Raw genomic sequence first — 19,105 nt, 5'->3', positions numbered from 1 at the left:
AAAAAAATAATAGAATAATAAGGTTTTATCCTAATATAAAGGTTTTAATTTGGTTTTTAATAATTAGACAAAAGTAAGATTTTAATAAAATTAAGTTTGATTTAATATAATTCAGTATTGAATTAAATATTAAAATTTGAAGGGTTGTTAAATAAAATAATTTATTAATATTATATAAAATAAAGATTAATCAGTTAATAAATCTATAGGCTCTAAAGCTGATTTGGATATGTTTTTAGTGTAGTTGTCATAAGATTGGGCTGCTAGACATATAAGTATTATAGTCATAAATAAAATAATTTTTCTATTAATAATCATGTTAAATTTAACCCTATCCAATTCTGTTAAAGAAAAGATATATTAATTTAGTGATCTAATCTAATATAGAAATATTATCCATCTATCTATTTTCGAGATATGTTAACTTTTAAACAATGTAATTATCTGATCAGTATTGTTGAAGAAGGCAGCTTTAATGCTGCTTCCGAAAAACTTTTTATTGCTCAGTCAGCTTTAAGCAGACAAATAAAAAATCTGGAAGATGAAATAGGTTTTTGTGTTTTTGATAGATCCGAAAAAAAAATTAAATTAACCCCTGCTGGATTAGTTCTTTATAAAAGTTTAAAGAATCATCTTGAGAATTTTAATAATTCAATTGAACTGGCAAAGAGAATTAGCGAGGGAGAAGACAGAAGTATAAAAATCAGCCACTCTAGCAGCATTATCTTTGATCAAAAAAAGTTGCAGATTTTAGATGAGTTATGCGGAAAATATAAAATTAATATAGAAATTAATACTATTTCATCTGAGGATCAAATTAAAGCAATTCTTAGCGGTAATATTGATATCGGTTTTATTCGACCGCCTGTTCATCATAATTTAGATGAAATAGCTTCTATAAGTTTATATGAAGCCCCTTTATATGTAGCAGTTTCTGCTTCTAATCAGAATTTTAGAGACAAAACCAGTGTTTATATCAGAGATTTAAAGGAATTAGAGTTTGTTTCTACCCCCCATTCTGAACGAGGAGGACTGAGCTACTTAGCCTCTAATCTTTGCTTAAGCAATGGTTTTTCTCAAAAAAAATCAAGAATAACTTCACGAAAGTTGTCCCAACTGGATTTAGTTGCAAAGGATTTTGGGATTTGTATTGTCCCTGAGGAGTTTGCTAGCGTTCTTCCACAGAATGTAAAGTTGCTTTCTATAAACGATAAGAATAATCAATCTGAAGTTAAATTAATTTGGAAAAAGGGGAGTGATGTCATTATTAAAAACTGTATTGAAGCTATTCAGGATTCTTATATTTCGGATTTTAAATCATCTGAAAACTGCTAAATGAAAGTTTATATTAGATATTAGAAATATTTAAAAATAAGGTTTAAACTGATTTAATAACTTTTATAAAATATAATTTTTATTTATAAGCTGGTTGCTTTTACTACTTAAGCTAAGTTAGATATTAATTTTTCAAATATAAATAATCTTTAAAAATATTAAATAAATCTTTATTTTAAATTTTTATTACTAATTTGATAGAGTTGATATAGAGATAGAGCCCTAAAGCTCTATCTTTACTAATAAAATATATATAATGAAAATAACATCTGATATGTTGTTTTACATTAAGCTACTTTTACCAGCTTAATGCGCCACCCGTCTGATAATCAGTTACGCGTGTTTCAAAGAAGTTCTTTTCTTTACGCAAGTCCATCATCTCAGACATCCACTGGAATGGATTATTTACACCAGCAAACTGCTCAGGCAGGCCCAACTGGTTTAAACGGCGATTACAGATAAATTTGAGATACTCTTCCATCATTGCTGCATTCATACCAAGTACTCCACGTGGCATGGTATCCCGTGCATACTCAATCTCAAGCATAGTGCCTTCTAAAATCATCTGAATGATTTCTTGCTGGAACTCCGCAGTCCATAGGTGCGGATTTTCGATTTTGATCTGGTTGATCATATCGATCCCGAAATTCAAATGCATTGACTCATCACGCAAGATGTACTGGAACTGTTCAGCTACACCATTCATTTTATTACGGCGGCCCATTGATAAAATCTGGGTAAAGCCACAGTAAAAGAAAATACCTTCAAGAACACAATAAAAGGCAATCAGGTTACGTAGCAGAATCTGGTCATTTTCCGGAGTGCCCGTTTTAAAAGTCGGATCACTTAAAGACTGGGTATATTTCAGTCCCCACGCCGCCTTACGTGCTACTGACGGTACTTCACGGTACATATTGAAGACTTCGCCTTCATCCATTCCCAACGACTCGATACAATACTGGTAAGCATGGGTATGAATTGCCTCTTCAAATGCCTGACGCAGAATATATTGACGGCATTCCGGGTTGGTAATATGACGGTAAATTGCCAGTACCAGGTTATTTGCGACCAGTGAATCGGCAGTCGAGAAGAAACCGAGTGAACGCATGACAATAGTACGCTCATCTTCAGTCAAGCCGTTTTCAGACTTCCAGAGCGCAATATCATGATTCATGTTAACTTCTTGCGGCATCCAGTGGTTGGCACATCCATCCAGATACTTTTGCCATGCCCACTCATATTTGAATGGAACAAGCTGGTTTAAATCAGCACGACAGTTGATCATGGCTTTATCATCAACCTGTACACGCTGCGCACCCATTTCCAGCTCTTCAAGCCCAGGCGCAACATCCAAATGATTTAAGGATTCAGATGCTCGAGCCAGCGTATCGGTTGAATCTGCTGGTCGCAGCTGATCGGTTCCAGCGGATTGTCCATAAGCCGCATTCTGCGGTGATGGCTTTGCATCAGATACCACTTGCGTATGAGCCGCTTTTTGCGGTTCGACGGGCGCAGGCTGCTGTGCTGGAGCAGCCGGTTTTTGCGAATCATCTTCGAAATCGTCCCAACTTAGGATAGACATAATAGTTCTCTCTTCGTTGCTTATATCTTTATCTGACATCTCACATACGAAGATGTCACTACTATACGCTCATTCTGTGTAAGCAAAATTAAGTTTTACCAATTGCTGCTCTATTTTTAGTCATTAGGCTGCATTGATCTTACTTATTTTGGTTACGCTGTTGTGCCCGGATTTTAATAAAGGCATATACCATCGGTACGTAGAAAAAAATAAAGGAAAAAACCAGAACCGCGAGTCCTAACACATAGTTATGAGTCATATGAGGCATGATCATTTCCTTTACTTTACAAATTTATTTTTGGCTCTCCATCCTTATCCTTAAACATATTATTACTTCCAGGATAAGGACAAAGGCCTTAGCTCATCAATTACTGACAAGCTTCACAGTCAGGATTATCAATCGAACATGCCATAGGCACCGGCGCAGCTTGAGCAAAACCGTCTTCTTCAGCTACAGTTTCCGGTTTGGTTTCTACCACAGGAGCTGCAGCTACTGGGGCCGCTGCTGTGGCTTTAACAGCATTTAATGCACCGGTGTTAATAGTTGATTTCTCGGCTGAAGTAGCACCAAGCGCTCGCAGATAATAGGTTGTTTTCAGGCCACGCAACCATGCCATTTTATAGGTTAGATCAAGTTTTTTGCCATTGGCACCTGCAATATACAGGTTCAGAGACTGGGCCTGATCGATCCATTTCTGGCGTCGTGAAGCAGCATCTACAATCCAGCGTGGCTCAACTTCAAATGCAGTGGCAAAAATAGCTTTTAACTCATCTGGAATACGGGCAATCTTCTGTACAGAACCTTCAAAGTGTTTCAGGTCATTTACCATTACCGAATCCCACAGGCCGCGTTCTTTCAGGGCACGTACCAGATACGGGTTAATCACTGTAAACTCACCAGACAGGTTTGATTTCACATACAGGTTCTGGAAGGTTGGCTCAATTGATTGCGAAACACCACAAATATTAGAAATGGTTGCAGTCGGTGCAATGGCCATTACATTCGAGTTGCGCATACCGTCTTTCTGGACTTTGGCACGTAAAGTATTCCAGTCCAGACGTTGGGTACGGTCCACTTCAAACATACGGTCCGGGCGGGATTTTGCTACAATTTCCAGAGAGTCAATTGGTAAGATTCCTTGATCCCATAGCGACCCTTTGAAGGTTGAATAAGCACCACGCTCAACTGCAAGATCACTTGAAGTCTGAATGGCGTAGTAACTGATCACTTCCATAGATTCATCAGCAAATTCAACTGCTGCATCTGAACCGTAAGCCATGCCAAGTTCATACAGTGCATCCTGGAAGCCCATGATACCCATACCAACCGGACGGTGTTTCAGGTTAGAGTTTTTGGCTTGTGGTACAGCATAGTAGTTAATATCGATAACGTTATCGAGCATACGTACAGCTGTTTTTACGGTACGTGCCAGTTTCTCGCGGTCAAGCTTGCCGCCTTGTACATGCTGTACCAGGTTAATAGAACCGAGGTTACATACTGCAATTTCATCCTGATTGGTATTCAGGGTAATTTCAGTACACAGGTTGGAAGAGTGAACCACACCCACATGCTGCTGAGGTGAGCGCAGGTTACATACATCTTTGAAAGTAATCCAAGGATGACCTGTTTCAAACAGCATAGACAGCATTTTACGCCATAAGTCTTTTGCACGGATTTTCTTGTGCAACATGTTCTGTTCTTTGGCAACAGACTCATAATAAGCATAACGCTCTGCAAATGCTGAACCTGTCAGGTCATGCAGATCAGGCGTTTCAGAAGGGGTAAACAGGGTCCATTCACCATCTTCGAAGACACGCTGCATAAACAGGTCAGGTACCCAGTTAGCCGTGTTCATGTCATGGGTACGACGACGGTCATCACCTGTATTTTTACGTAGTTCCAGAAACTCCTCAATATCAAGATGCCAGGTTTCAAGATAGGCACATACTGCACCTTTACGCTTGCCACCCTGGTTAACTGCAACTGCAGTGTCATTTGCAACTTTAAGGAATGGAACTACACCTTGAGATTTGCCATTAGTCCCTTTGATATATGAGTTCAGCGCACGGACCGGGGTCCAGTCATTGCCCAGGCCACCAGCCCATTTTGACAGCATGGCATTATCACGCATTGCGCCATAGATATTATAAAGATCATCTGAAATGGTGGTCAGGTAGCAGCTGGAAAGCTGTGGACGCAGGGTGCCTGAATTAAATAGTGTTGGCGTAGATGCCATATAGTCAAAACTGGACAGCAGATTATAAAATTCGATTGCACGGGCTTCTCGATCATCTTCCTGAACAGCAAGTCCCATAGAAACGCGCATAAAGAATAGTTGGGGCAGTTCGAAGCGTATCCCATTAGAATGGATGAAATAACGGTCAAATAAGGTTTGCAGGCCTAAATAGGTAAACTGGTTTGAACGTTCTGGCTGAATTGCTGCTGCCAGCTTTTTCAGGTCAAATTTCAGCAACTCGGCATCAAGCAGTTCAAGCTCGACCCCTTTTTTCAAGAAACCTTCAAGCGCTTCACTTTCCGGTGTATCTTCAGACAGTCCCAAAAATGCCAGACCGGTTGCCACCAGTTCATCACGTAACAGACGGGCCGTAACATAAGTATAGTTAGGTTCCTGTTCGATACGGGTACGTGTTGCCATCATCATGGTGGTGGCAATATCAGATGCTTTAACGCCGTTATAGAGGTTTTTTACAGTTTCATCAATAATTGCCTGTACATCAATGCCTTCCAGACCTTCACTAGCTTTTTCCAGTGTGGTTTGAAGTTTGCTCATGTCCAGTGGCTGAAGCTGTCCTTTACTGTCAGTAATCTGCAGTGTTGGATGGTGATGAGCGCCAGTTTGCTGGCGAGCTTGGTTACGCTGTTCACGATAAATAACATAAGCACGGGCAACTTTCTGCTCGCCAGTGCGCATAAGTGCCAGTTCAACCTGATCCTGAATTTCTTCAATATGAATCGTCCCGCCAGAAGGTAAACGACGCTTGAAGGTATTCATGACCATTTCAGTTAATTGGGTAATCCGGTCATGGACGCGACTAGAGTCAGCACTTTGCTGGCCTTCTACCGCCAAAAATGCTTTACCAATCGCAACAGAGATTTTTTCTGCATCGAAAGCGGCAACCTCACCGGTGCGTTTAATCACCTGAAGTTGACCTGGGGTTGAAGTGATTGCGCTCATCTCAGTCGCTCTCCATTGTCATCTATTGTTATGTTTAATAAGCCTGATTCATCTGTTTGCAAAACAGGACAGCTGATCAGGATAAACACAAGACTTAGTGGTTTATATTTGAATTGGACACAAGATACGGGAATTTTTAGGGTATATCAATATTGACATTTTAGTAAAAATTTTTCTTGGAAAAGGCCTTTGCTTCGCAGCAAATTTTCCCATTTTCTGTCATTCAGCTATAAGCCTTATTGGCTAAGGCATAGCATAACAAAGCTGGTTCAGCATGCTTATAGATAACTATGTGGATAACTAAAAAAGCGACGAATCAATTACTCAGTTTCTGAACAATGCAATCTTTTGTATATAAAAATACATTTTATCGGTTAAAAAAAAGCTAAAATCCAGGACAAATACTAGAATTTATATAAAAGCCTAGTGATATCAAGCATTAAAAGAATATTACAAAACAATGCTGACATGTATCAGTTTGGTGAACAGCTACTTGTTTACAATGTAAACGTGTGTATATTGCGAATTATTAATGACGTATCACTGAGTTTCGATTCATTAAAGATACCAACAAACATATACATAGAGGCATATTTCATGAGCCAAGAAGAAAAGTTACCAAAAATTTTAATCGTTGAAGATGATGAGCGTCTTGCTCGTCTGACCCAGGAATACTTAATCCGTAACGGGTTGGAAGTGGGGGTGGAAACGGATGGTAACCGTGCAATCCGCCGTATCATCAGTGAACAGCCAGATATGGTCGTACTTGATGTAATGTTGCCAGGAGCAGACGGATTAACCGTTTGTCGTGAAGTGCGTCCACATTACCATCAACCGATTCTGATGCTTACAGCACGTACTGAAGACATGGATCAGGTACTGGGTCTGGAAATGGGCGCTGATGATTACGTGCCGAAACCAGTTCAGCCACGAGTACTATTGGCGCGTATCCGTGCACTGCTGCGTCGTACAGATAAAACTGTAGAAGATGAAGTAGCACAGCGTATTGAGTTTGATGATCTGGTTATTGACAATGGCGGTCGCTCGGTCACTCTCAATGGTGAGCTGGTTGATTTCACCAGTGCTGAGTATGATTTGCTGTGGTTACTGGCTTCGAACGCGGGCCGTATCTTATCACGTGAAGATATCTTTGAGCGTCTGCGCGGTATTGAATATGATGGTCAGGACCGTTCAATCGATGTACGTATCTCACGTATTCGTCCAAAAATCGGTGATGATCCAGAAAATCCAAAACGTATTAAAACTGTACGAAGCAAGGGATATCTGTTTGTCAAAGAAACCAATGGTCTATAAGATATAGCGGTTTTTTTGCTTCTAAACAAATTCATCTCCTTACAAGGTTGGTCGAGTGTTCAAACACAGTATATTCCTGCGTATATACGCAGGACTTGTAGTTCTGGTTGCTTTAGTTGCTGTATTTGGTTACCTGCTGGTCCAAATCATTAACTATCAACGGGCGCAGGAATATCGGGAATCACTCACAGATGGTATTTCTTATGTGATCAGTGAGGGGGTTTCCCGGCAGCCAAGTGAACAGCAAAAGCTGGACTGGATTGCGGATGCCTCTGATCTTCTGGAACTTTCAATCTATTATGTTGATGCCAGTAAAGTAGAGCTGTCACGTGCGGAACGCAAACGAATCAATAATTTGCAGGCAGTAGTACGTTATGATGCCAAGAATACAACTGCGTATATTATTCTTGGGCTAAAAGATGATCCTAAACATTATCTCTATGTCAAAGTAGACAAGATTGGCGAGCGTCAAATGAAGGCCTTGCCAATTTTTATTTTAGATTATCTGATTTACTATCCGGGTCAGGAGCGCGAGTATCTGGCCAAGATTCAAAAATACTTTACTTATCCAATTTCTATTCAAAACCTGCATGAGCTCCAGCTCGATTCTGAACAGATCGGTCAGCTGCGTCAGGATCAGAGCATTATGCTCTATAAAGACAGCGCGACCATGCGTGGTACCAATATTACGATTATTTCACCAATGCCAAGCAATCCGTCTGAAGTGCTGGTGATTGGTCCTGTGCCGGTCTTTAACTGGATGCCATTCCAGCTGGCTGGTGGCATTACCTTGCTGAGCCTATTTTTATTGAGCTTGGGAGTTTACGGTTTAATTGTACCGCTAGAGCGCAAGATCCGTCAGGTACGTTATGCTTTAAACCGTATGAAATCTGGTGATCTGTCATTACGTGTACCTATTGAAGGTAATGATGAAATGGCTAATCTGGCAGCCAGTTACAACAATATGTCAGATCATATCCAGCGCCTTATTGAAGCACAACGTGAGTTGATGCGCGCCGTTTCACATGAGCTAAGAACACCAGTGGCCCGGATTCGCTTCGGTATGGAAATGCTGGCAGAAGAAGATGATTATGAATATCGTCTGCAACAGATTGAAATGATCGATAAGGATATTGAAGCACTGAATACCCTGATTGATGAAATTATGACTTATGCCAAACTGGAGCAGGGGACACCTTCGCTTGAGTTTGAAGAACTTCCGCTGGTAGAAGTGCTGAGTCAGGTAGCAACCGAAACAGAAGCTTTAAAGACCCAAAAGGAAATTGAATTGTTAGCACCAGCCCCTGATCTCCGGGTAGATGCTGAACGCCGCTACCTTCATCGTGTAGTACAAAATCTGGTGGGTAATGCAGTACGTTATTGTGACCATAAGGTGCGAATTTCGGGTGGTATCGATAAAGATGGGAAAGCTTATGTCAGTGTTGAAGATGATGGAGCAGGTATTCCTGAAATAGACCGTGCCCGTATTTTTGAAGCTTTTGCTCGTCTAGATGACAGCAGAACCCGTGCTTCAGGTGGTTATGGACTGGGCCTTTCTATTGTCAGTCGTATTGCATACTGGTTTGGTGGAACCATACAGGTTGATCAGAGCCCGGACTTGGGAGGGGCGCGTTTCATTATGACTTGGCCTGCTCAGCGTTTTAAACATGAAGCCAGAAAAAATCGTATCGATAAAAAAAGCACCTGACAGGTGCTTTTTTATATTAGCCTTATTGCTGGATGGTGGGGTCAGGTGCAATCAGTGGATTGCCTTGGCGTAAACCTTCTAAAGCTGCCTGATTAAAATCAACCAGAAGTTTATGATTTTCGACATCGATACGATGGTTAAGAATTACTTTACAGTCCCCATTGATAGTTTCAACTGTATATTCGTCCGCAATATTTAAAATGCCAGCCAGATTAACGGTAGTAGAAGCATAATCTTCAGTGAAAAGCTTATAAATATCGTTTAAGTCAAAAATGGCATTATTAACTTCTGGATATTTACGTACATACCCCTGTATATATTTAATCAGTAAATCTGCATATAAAAAATAATTAGGTTTATGGGTAAATTTTAAACTCATGTTATTGCTCCTTATTCTTTGATTTTAAGCATAACCTGTAGTGAAAATTAGCAGTGTATTAAGTTCATTAAAGCATGTAACTGAATTATCAAAAAATTATTGAGTGATCACAACACGGTCCCGTCCTGAGCGTTTAGCTTCGTAGAGAGCTAAATCAGCTTTATGCAGTAGTACTTCTATATTGTGTGGGACTGCCGGATTAAATAAAGTCAGGCCAATACTGATCTGGATAGAAAATTGAGTCTCTGCATCTAGCTGGATGATATGTGTTTTTAAAGTTTCTCTTATTCTTTCAGCAATTTCAAATGCCTCAGCAGGACCAACATCAAGCAGCACTATAGCAAACTCTTCACCACCTAACCGGCCAAAAAGATCATAGCCGCGCAAGCTGCGCCGAATAACTGCAGCACAGACCCTTAATGCCTCATCTCCAGCCTGATGCCCATATTTGTCATTGATCAGTTTAAAATGATCAATATCAAGCATAAGTACCGCAAGTGACTGACTTTCCTGAGTACGCTGTCTAAGAAGTAAATGGGCAGAGCGCATAAATTGGCGCCGGGTTAAGCTGGCAGTCAGCTCATCATGTGCTACATGGTGTTGAAGTTCCCGGATTAGTTGGGAACGGATGCGGTTAATACTTGAAACAGTTAAGGGGGCAATTGCCATGGTAATAATACCAAAGCGGAGTGAAATCATTTCCAGATAGTACTGTTCAGGATAAAGTGTCAGGTATTTATCTGACATGAAAAAAGCAATATAGAAGCAGCTAATTGATGTAATCAGTGCCACAGTAAAATGCCGGTAATTCAGGGCACACCAGATTAATGCTGCAATCGGATAAAGAATGGCGCCTGGACCTGAATCGTAGTAACTGAGTGATAACGAAAATAACAGTACAAAAATGGGTAAGATATGCAGAAAGCTATATGGTCCATCTGCTGGGCGAAAGATCTGATCAATTCCTTTTTGATAAGGCAAGTTTAAAATAAGAGGCAAAATTAAAATCGCATTCTGTAACTCGGCACTAAACCAGTAACCAAAAATAGTCCAGAATGAGCCGTGAATAAGTTTGGTATCTAATTGAGGAAATAGACTGGCAATAAAGAGTGAGCTAACCAAACTGCCTATACAACAGAATAAAAGCAGAAACAAATAAAAATAGCCTTGGTGCAGTAGACGAAAATAAGGGCGAAATTTTATATAAAAGGCAAAAGCAATAATTACATAGAGCAAATTGGCAGTAGTAAAACCAAGGGCAATACTCCATGAGTGAAATGACAGAAGGTCTGAAACTACATAACCAGTAAAAGCACCTGCTAAAGTATAGGCATTTCGGGTAGCTGGAAAGCGTGCCAAGCAACCCAAGAGAATGGAGTTAGCTGGCCAGAAAGCTGCCAGATGATTAAAAGGACGGGTTGCAATACCCCACATGCAGCAAGCGAAAATCATTATTGCGAAGATGAAGAAGTATTGCCATGCCTGAACCTTTAGTATTCTTCCTTGAAAATAGGGCATGAGCTAAGCCTTGCAAGATATATAATTACAATCTCATAAAAAGTTAATAAAGCATTGTTGTTTAAATGTTGATCATAGTTGAGTAATATTTATAAATACAGTCATGTTTTAAAGCAAGATCAAGAAAAATGTAAACTGAAAGAATAGGGATATTAGAAAAGAATATTAATATGAAAAAACAATAGAGCTTGAGAATATTATTTTTTTAACCGATTTTATGGCTGTAAAAGTACAAGACTTGTCTATATAGGTTTAAAAACGAATAAAAAATCATCCAAAAGACTAAGTGCCTTTAACTAGCAAGTCAAATCATAAATCAGGTACAATTGGCGGGATTAATTTTATGTTTGGTATATTTAAACGGCCAATACATACATTCTTTGTTAATATAGGCCTGCCAGGAGTTATCCCCGCATGAGTGCCATTACTCCATACGATTGGGCAATTATTGCTTTCGTGATCGGCGTTACATTTCTTTGTGTTTTTATGCTGACAGTTCCCTTACTCCTTGGGGGTAAATCATGGGGGCGTGCCAAGCAGGAACAGTTTGAATCAGGTGTAGTGAGTGCCGGTGGTGCACGTATTCGCTTGTCTGCAAAGTTCTATCTTGTTGCTATTTTCTTCGTGGTATTTGACCTTGAAGCTCTCTATCTTTATGCATGGGCATCTTCTGTGCGCGAAGTGGGCTGGATCGGTTTTGCAACAGCCGCTGTATTTATTTTAGTTTTACTCGTTGGTTTGATTTACGAAATGTCGACAGGTGCACTGAACTGGGCACCTTCAGACAAGCGTAAAGCAGCAGGGATTAAACCTAAAGTAGGCTCACCTAATATGGATCTTGCAGAAATTACCCGCTTCAACTCTATCGACGAGCTGGTGATGGACCCAACGGGTCAGATTCCAGCTCAATCCTCAGGTCGTATGAAACAAAAAACATCGACTGTTTTGACATCTGAACAGGAGTAACTCGGGATGAAATATACCTTAACCCGTGCGAATCCAGATGCTGAGCAATATCCGCTTCAAGAGCGTCAAATCGTAACTGATCCGCTTGAGAGTGAAGTGAATAAAAATGTGTTCATGACCCGTTTAGAGGACGTGCTGCACACAGCTGTAAACTGGGGCCGTAAAAATTCTATCTGGCCTTTTAACTTTGGTACATCTTGCTGTTATGTAGAGTATGCAACGACCTTAACAGGCGTTCATGATATGTCACGCTTTGGTGCCGAGGTTATCCGTGCTTCACCGCGTCAGGCTGACCTGATGATCGTTGCCGGAACCTGTTTTACCAAAATGGCACCGGTAATTCAGCGTCTGTATGAACAGATGCTTGAGCCAAAATGGGTTATTTCCATGGGTGCCTGCGCCAACTCGGGCGGTATGTATGACATTTACTCTGTAGTCCAGGGTGTAGATAAAATTATTCCTGTAGATGTATATGTACCAGGTTGTCCGCCGCGTCCTGAAGCTCTGCTCCAGGCATTGATGCTGTTACAAGACCAGATTCAATTAGAGCGCCGTCCGCTTTCTACAATAATCGGTGATGATCTTCAGCCAGTATATAAGCCAAAGATGATGCCGGAACGGGACCGTAAACAGGCTCAGCGTATTGCTGTGACTAATTTGCGCTCTATGGATGAAATTGAATAATTTTAGCGACTGAATTTTTAAATGCACCCGTATGGGTGTAATTGTCGTTAGGGTTGACCAAATTTGTATTGAATAGGAAGCCAAGCCAATGGCTGAAACTGACATTGCTATGCCAGAATCAACGCCAGTTGATTCACGCCCAGCATTTGCAATTGTAGAAGAACTCAAAACCAAGTTTGGTGAGAACTTCTACGTGCAACCGACTTGTGAAAATTTTCCGACGGTCTGGGTCGAACGCGCACGTGTACAAGAAGTGCTGATGTTCTTGCGTACGGTAAGTAAGCCGTATGTGATGCTATTTGACTTGTCTGCGATGGATGAGCGTTTACGCCAGCATCGTGATGGTTTGCCTGCATCAGACTTTACTGTGTTCTATCATTTGTTATCGCTTGAGCGCAATACCGATATCCGGATTAAAGTGGCGCTGAATGAGCATGACTTGAACCTAGGTACCATTACCAATATCTGGCCAAATGCCAACTGGTATGAACGCGAAGCTTATGACATGTTCGGGATTAACTTCGAAGGTCATCCGATGCTTCGTCGTATTCTCTTGCCAACTTACTGGGAAGGTCATCCGCTTCGTAAAGAGTACTCTGCGCGTGCAACTGAATATACGCCATATATGCAGGACAAGGCCAAGCAGGACTATGAACAGGAGCATCTGCGTTTTGTACCAGAAGACTGGGGTCTAAAACGCGGCAATGCCGATGAAGACTTTATGTTCCTGAATCTGGGTCCTAACCACCCGTCTGCGCATGGTGCATTCCGTGTCATCTTGCAGCTAGATGGTGAAGAGATTAAGGACTGTGTACCGGACATTGGTTATCACCATCGTGGTGCCGAAAAGATGGGTGAACGCCAGACTTGGCATTCATACATTCCTTATACTGACCGCGTAGATTATCTGGGTGGCTGTTCTCAGAACATGCCTTATCTGATGTCGATTGAACAGTTGGCTGGTATTACTGTGCCGGATCGTGCACAGTGTATTCGTGTCATGATGTCAGAGCTGTTTCGCATCAATAACCATCTGTTATATATCGGTACTGCGATTCAGGATGCCGGCGGTATGACTCCGGTGTTCTATATGTTCGCCGATCGCCAGAAAATTTATGATGCAATTGAAGCAATTACCGGTTTTCGTATGCATCCGGCCTGGTTCCGTATTGGTGGTACTGCACATGATCTGCCAAATAACTGGCAGAAACTCATCCGTGAAATCCTTGAGTGGATGCCGAAACGGATGAATGAATACTATACGGCTGCACTTCGCAACTCGGTGTTTATGGGCCGTACCAAAAATGTGGCACAGTATGATGCTAAAGCAGCATTGGCTTGGGGCGTAACGGGTACAGGTTTGCGTGCGACAGGTATTGATTTTGATGTGCGTAAATACCGTCCATATAGCGGTTATGAAAACTACGACTTTGAAGTACCAGTAGAGTATGAAGGTGATGCTTACGCGCGTGTCATGGTTCACTTCCATGAAATTAACGAAGCACTGAAAATTATCAAGCAATGTTTGGATAATATGCCTTCTGGTGCTTATAAGGCAGACCATCCACTGGCTGTACCACCACCAAAAGATAAAACTTTAAAAGATATTGAAACCCTGATTACCCACTTCTTGAGTGTGTCTTGGGGACCTGTAATGCCAGCAGGTGAATCCGCAGTGATGGCAGAGGTGGTTAAAGGCGCGTCAACTTATTATTTGACTTCAGACAAGTCAACGATGAGCTATCGTACCCGTATCCGTACGCCGACCTTCACGCACTTGCAGCAAATTCCTTCTGTGATTAATGGCAGCCTTGTGTCTGACTTGATCATTTATTTAGCGACTATTGATGTCGTAATGGCAGACGTGGATCGCTAAGGGGTAACGCATTATGATGATTTTGACTGACAAAAAACCACGTGTGAATGTCGAAGGGATTTTAACTTCTGAAGAAATCCATGAAATTCAGCATCACATTGGTCATTATCCCTATGCACGTGCGGCGTCACTGGACGCACTAAAATGTGTGCAGCGCCGTAACGGCTGGGTAGATGATGCCCAGCTTAATGCGATTGCCCAGCTGCTTTCAATCAGTACTGCTGATCTGGAAGGTGTTGCAACATTTTACAACCGTATTTATCGCCAGCCTGTAGGGCGTCATGTGATCCTGTTGTGTGATTCGATTGCATGCTTCCTGATGGGTGCAGAAACTTTGGCAGAAGCATTTCAGCGTGAGCTTGGCATCCAGTTTGGTCAAACGACTGCTGATGGCCGTTTTACTTTGCTACCAATCTGCTGCCTGGGTAACTGTGACAAAGGCCCAACGTTAATGATTGATGGAGATACTCACGGTCTGGTTGAAGTGACCTCTATCCAACAGTTATTGGAGAAGTATGTATGAATACCGAACCAAAACCAATTTACGGCGACGGTAACCCGGAAACTCATCCATTAACTTGGCGTCTAAGTAAACAAGAGCATGTACGTAGTGCTGATGACTATGAAACGCTTGAAGGTTATGAAGGCTTTAAAAAAGCGCTAGGCATGCCGCCAAAAGATGTACTGGAAATTGTCAAAGCTGCAACCGTTAAAGGGCGTGGTGGTGCAGGCTTTCCGGCGGGTATCAAATGGTCGCTGATGGCGCCAAATGATAATTCAGGTCCACGTTACCTGATCTGTAACGCCGATGAGATGGAGCCAGGTACGTTCAAAGACCGTTTGCTGATGGAGCGTTTACCGCATCAGCTGATCGAAGGTATGCTGATTGCAGGTTATACCTTGGAAGCGACTCACGGTTATATCTTCATCCGTGGCGAGTATATCGAAGCTGCACAGTATTTAAATGAAGCTTTGGAACAGATCCGTGCCAAAGGTTATTTGGGTGAAAATATCCTGGATACTGGCTGGAACTTTGAAATGTACGTGCACACTGGTGCAGGACGTTATATCTGTGGCGAAGAAACTGCACTGATCAACTCGCTGGAAGGTCGCCGTGCCAATCCGCGTACCAAACCGCCATTTCCACAGGTCGCAGGTGCTTGGGGACGTCCTACAATTGTCAACAACGTAGAGACTTACAACAATCTGCCAGCGATTATGCTGCGTGGTCCGGAATGGTATATCGGTCTGTCTGCAGGCAAGTCTAAAGATCCAGGTACCAAAATTTATGGTGCATCAGGCAAAGTGAAATTTCCTGGGCTATGGGAGCTGCCATTTGGTACTACGGCACGTGAAGTCATTGAAGAGCATGCTGGTGGTATGCGTGATGGACTGAAACTAAAAGCCTGGCTGCCAGGTGGTGCATCAACAGACTTTCTGACCGCCGATCATATTGATCTGCCAATGGACTCTGACAGTATCATGAAAGCTGGCTCTCGTCTGGGAACCTGCTTGCTAATGGTGTTTGATGAGAACCAGTGCATGGTTTCAGCGACCCGTAATTTAGAAGAATTCTTTGCGCGTGAATCTTGTGGCTGGTGTACACCGTGCCGTGATGGGTTGCCATGGAGTGTGAAAGCACTGCGTTCAATTGAAAATGGTGAAGGCAAGATGGAGGATATCCAGCATCTTCAGGAACTCACCAAGAAATTGTGGATTGGCAAAACATTCTGTGCCCACGCACCAGGTGCGATGGAACCGCTACAGAGCGCATTAAAATATTGGCGTCATGAGTTCGAAGCGAAGATCAAAGATCATGCTCCAGCTCGTGAAGCAGAACAAGCTTAAGGAATTCGACTATGGCTACAATTCATGTCGATGGAAAATCATACGAAGTTGACGGCTCAGAAAACCTGCTACAGGCCTGTCTGTCACTGGGTATCGATATTCCGTATTTTTGTTGGCATCCATCCTTAGGCTCTGTAGGTTCCTGCCGTCAATGTGCAGTAACCCAGTATGCAAATCCTGAGGATACACGCGGTCGTCTGGTTATGTCATGTATGACCCCCGCGGCTGACAATACCTATATTTCGATTGAAGATAAGGAAGCGGTAGATTTTCGTGAGTCTGTCATTGAATTTTTGATGACAAACCACCCGCATGACTGTCCGGTATGCGAAGAGGGTGGCCACTGTCACTTGCAGGATATGACTGTGATGACCGGTCATGACCGCCGTCGTTACCGGTTTACCAAGCGGACACATTACAATCAGGAACTGGGTTCATTTATTGCGCATGAAATGAACCGCTGTATCGCATGTTACCGCTGTGTACGTTATTACAATGACTATGCCGGCGGTACTGACCTGGGCGTATATGCCAACGCGTCACGTGTGTATTTCGGTCGTCCAGAATCAGGTGCTTTGGAATCTGAATTCTCTGGAAATCTGACAGAAATCTGTCCAACTGGCGTGTTCACTGATAAAACCCACTCAGAGCGTTATAACCGTAAATGGGACATGCAGTATGCGCCGAGCGTATGCCAAGGCTGTTCTTCAGGTTGTAATATCTCTCCGGGCGAGCGTTATGGTGAGCTGCGCCGTGTTGAAAACCGGTTTAACGGAGAAGTAAACCAGTACTTCCTGTGTGACAAGGGTCGTTTTGGTACCGGTTATGTCAACCGTGCCGACCGTCCACGTCAACCGCAGTTCCGTTCAGGTACCACAGTGACTACCGCAACTGTAGATGAAGCGCTGGATCAAACTATTGCCAAGTTAAAAGGTAAAAAAGTTCTGGGAATTGGTTCGCCACGTGCCAGCCTTGAGTCTAACTTTGCACTACGCGAACTGGTTGGGCAGGAAAACTACTCAACAGGTATGAACCAGAAAGAGCAGTCACTGGTCGAGCTAGCCGCAGCTATCATGCAGACTGAGGGAATTTATAACCCGAGCATGCGTGAAATTGAAAGCTATGATGCCGTTCTGATTTTAGGTGAAGATCTGACCCAGACCGCACCACGTATGGCCTTGTCTGTACGTCAGGCTGCAAAAAATAAAGCCAAAGAAATGGCTGCAGAGCGCCGTACTCAAGAATGGCTGGCTGAACCGGTCAAGCGTATTGCTCAAGATGCAAAATCTCCGATCTATATCTTGGCTGCAACCCAGACCCGACTGGCAGATGTCGCTACAGGTGAAGTGGTTGCTTCTCCAAACGATATCGCGCGTTTAGGCTTTGCGGTCGCACAAGCAGTGGCGGGTGAAACCATTACTGGTCTGGATGACAGTGCATCTGCATTTGCACAGACTATTGCTGATACCCTGAAAGCTGCGAAAAAGCCTTTGATCATTTCAGGCACCAGCTTGCAAGATGCTGCCATCATGGAAGCTGCTGCACAGGTCGCACAAAATCTGGGTGGTCATGCCGGTTTAAGTCTGACTGTTCCTGAAGTGAACTCAATGGGGCTGGCTCTGTTTGGTGGCTTAAGTCTCGAACAGGCTTTTGCACAGGATTATGATGCAGTAATTGTGGTTGAAAACGATTTGTATCGTCGTCTGCCAGCTACCCGTATTGATGCAGCACTGGCTAAAGCAGCTGAGGTTATTGTATTGGATCATTCTGATACAGCGACTGTTGCTCAAGCATCGATTGTATTGTCTGCTGCAAGCTTTGCTGAAGGAGATGGTACGGTAGTTAGTCAGGAAGGTCGCGCACAGCGTTACTATCAGGTTTATGATCCGTCATACTATAACCCGGCTTATGCGATCAAGGAGTCTTGGCGCTGGCTGCATGCTTTACAGACCGGTCTTGAAGACAAGAACATTAGCTGGACTGTACTGGATGATGTCATTGAAAGTGTCGCTAAAAATGTACCTGTACTTGAAGCGATCCAAGACGTTGCTCCGGACGCAGGCTATCGTATCCATGGTCTGAAAATTGCGCGTGAACCACGTCGCTATTCTGGTCGTACTGCAATGCGTGCGCCACTTTCTGTACATGAGCCAAAACAGCCAACAGATATTGACTCTGCATTAACCTTTTCTATGGAAGGTTATGTGGGTCCGCAGAAAGCATCATCTCTGGTACCATTTGCCTGGGCTGCGGGTTGGAACTCGCCACAAGCCTGGAATAAATATCAAGATGAAGTCGGTGGCCATTTAAAAGGTGGAGACTCCGGCGTGCGTCTGTTTGACCGTCTGGCTAAACGCCCGGCACGTAGCTATGTTGCACCTGCTGCAGTTCTGGCAAATGCAGAAAGCTTCCGCCTGGTTCCAATGCATCACATCTTTGCTTCTGGCGAGTTCACTGTTAAAACACCAGCGATGGAAACCCGTATTCCTGAAGCGATGTTTGCTGTAGGTGAACAGGATGCCAGCCGCCTCAATGTACAAGATGGTCAGCGTATTACTGTTAAAACAGGGGATACCACCATCAGCCTTCCTGTACAAGTGATTGAATATTTACCGACAGGTTATATCGGTTATCCGGTAGGACTGGCACCTACGGTATCCTTGGCTGAGCCTGTATCAGTTGCGGTAGGAGTGTAATC

Annotated in this window: 14 protein-coding genes; 9 read left to right on the top strand and 5 right to left on the bottom strand. The window is 42.8% G+C overall.

Annotated features, from left to right (window positions below):
- The first annotated feature begins 417 nt into the window (after window positions 1–417).
- Complete coding sequence (locus N518_RS0103950; protein ID WP_005018609.1) at window positions 418–1,335, top strand: LysR family transcriptional regulator; 918 nt, start codon at window positions 418–420, stop codon at window positions 1,333–1,335.
- A gap of 298 nt (window positions 1,336–1,633) precedes the next feature.
- Here the strand turns inward: N518_RS0103950 and N518_RS0103945 are convergent, their stop codons facing one another.
- The 3 genes from N518_RS0103945 to N518_RS0103935 all read right to left on the bottom strand — a co-directional run bounded on the left by N518_RS0103945 (window position 1,634) and on the right by N518_RS0103935 (window position 6,114).
- Window positions 1,634–2,917, bottom strand: coding sequence for a ribonucleotide-diphosphate reductase subunit beta (locus tag N518_RS0103945; protein WP_005018610.1), 1,284 nt, complete (start codon window positions 2,915–2,917; stop codon window positions 1,634–1,636).
- A gap of 139 nt (window positions 2,918–3,056) precedes the next feature.
- On the bottom strand, window positions 3,057–3,185 hold the full coding sequence (locus N518_RS16675; RefSeq protein ID WP_005018611.1) for a hypothetical protein: 129 nt from the start codon (window positions 3,183–3,185) through the stop codon (window positions 3,057–3,059).
- Between the two features lie 100 nt (window positions 3,186–3,285).
- Window positions 3,286–6,114, bottom strand: coding sequence for a ribonucleoside-diphosphate reductase subunit alpha (locus tag N518_RS0103935; RefSeq protein ID WP_026444001.1), 2,829 nt, complete (start codon window positions 6,112–6,114; stop codon window positions 3,286–3,288).
- Between the two features lie 597 nt (window positions 6,115–6,711).
- Between N518_RS0103935 and bfmR the strand changes: the two genes are divergently transcribed.
- Entirely contained in the window at window positions 6,712–7,428 is a 717-nt protein-coding gene (bfmR, locus tag N518_RS0103930) for a response regulator transcription factor BfmR (protein WP_005018641.1), read from the top strand.
- Window positions 7,429–7,483: 55 nt separating this feature from the next.
- The gene (bfmS, locus tag N518_RS0103925) at window positions 7,484–9,136 is read left to right on the top strand and encodes a sensor histidine kinase BfmS (RefSeq protein WP_005018642.1); all 1,653 of its coding nucleotides are present in this window, start codon (window positions 7,484–7,486) and stop codon (window positions 9,134–9,136) included.
- Between the two features lie 22 nt (window positions 9,137–9,158).
- On the opposite strand, the gene N518_RS0103920 is transcribed toward bfmS, so the two are convergent.
- On the bottom strand, window positions 9,159–9,515 hold the full coding sequence (locus tag N518_RS0103920; protein WP_005018643.1) for a hypothetical protein: 357 nt from the start codon (window positions 9,513–9,515) through the stop codon (window positions 9,159–9,161).
- Between the two features lie 96 nt (window positions 9,516–9,611).
- Window positions 9,612–11,033, bottom strand: a complete 1,422-nt coding sequence (locus N518_RS0103915) for a GGDEF domain-containing protein (RefSeq protein WP_026444000.1) — start codon at window positions 11,031–11,033, stop codon at window positions 9,612–9,614.
- Between the two features lie 414 nt (window positions 11,034–11,447).
- On the opposite strand from N518_RS0103915, the gene N518_RS0103910 reads away from it, so the two are divergent.
- From N518_RS0103910 to nuoG, 6 genes are all read left to right on the top strand, one after another.
- Window positions 11,448–11,999, top strand: coding sequence for an NADH-quinone oxidoreductase subunit A (locus N518_RS0103910; RefSeq protein WP_005018657.1), 552 nt, complete (start codon window positions 11,448–11,450; stop codon window positions 11,997–11,999).
- A 6-nt stretch (window positions 12,000–12,005) separates the two neighbouring features.
- Window positions 12,006–12,683: a NuoB/complex I 20 kDa subunit family protein gene (locus tag N518_RS0103905; protein WP_005018660.1), complete on the top strand. Its 678-nt coding sequence runs from the start codon at window positions 12,006–12,008 to the stop codon at window positions 12,681–12,683.
- 88 nt (window positions 12,684–12,771) lie between these two features.
- Window positions 12,772–14,559, top strand: coding sequence for an NADH-quinone oxidoreductase subunit C/D (nuoC, locus tag N518_RS0103900; protein WP_005018663.1), 1,788 nt, complete (start codon window positions 12,772–12,774; stop codon window positions 14,557–14,559).
- Window positions 14,560–14,572: 13 nt separating this feature from the next.
- Window positions 14,573–15,082, top strand: coding sequence for an NADH-quinone oxidoreductase subunit NuoE (nuoE, locus tag N518_RS0103895; protein WP_005018664.1), 510 nt, complete (start codon window positions 14,573–14,575; stop codon window positions 15,080–15,082).
- A complete protein-coding gene (nuoF, locus tag N518_RS0103890; protein WP_005018667.1) occupies window positions 15,079–16,407 on the top strand; it encodes an NADH-quinone oxidoreductase subunit NuoF in 1,329 nt (442 codons plus the stop codon). The genes nuoE and nuoF overlap by 4 nt, the downstream gene beginning before the upstream one ends.
- Window positions 16,408–16,418: 11 nt before the next feature.
- The gene (gene nuoG, locus N518_RS0103885; RefSeq protein ID WP_005406725.1) at window positions 16,419–19,103 is read left to right on the top strand and encodes an NADH-quinone oxidoreductase subunit NuoG; all 2,685 of its coding nucleotides are present in this window, start codon (window positions 16,419–16,421) and stop codon (window positions 19,101–19,103) included.
- Window positions 19,104–19,105 lie beyond the last annotated feature (2 nt).

The organism is Acinetobacter sp. UNC436CL71CviS28 (assembly GCF_000620525.1).
GTDB classification, from domain to species: domain Bacteria; phylum Pseudomonadota; class Gammaproteobacteria; order Pseudomonadales; family Moraxellaceae; genus Acinetobacter; species Acinetobacter radioresistens.
Note: the sequence above shows the minus strand (reverse complement) of the source record. Positions and strands in the feature narration are given on the sequence as shown.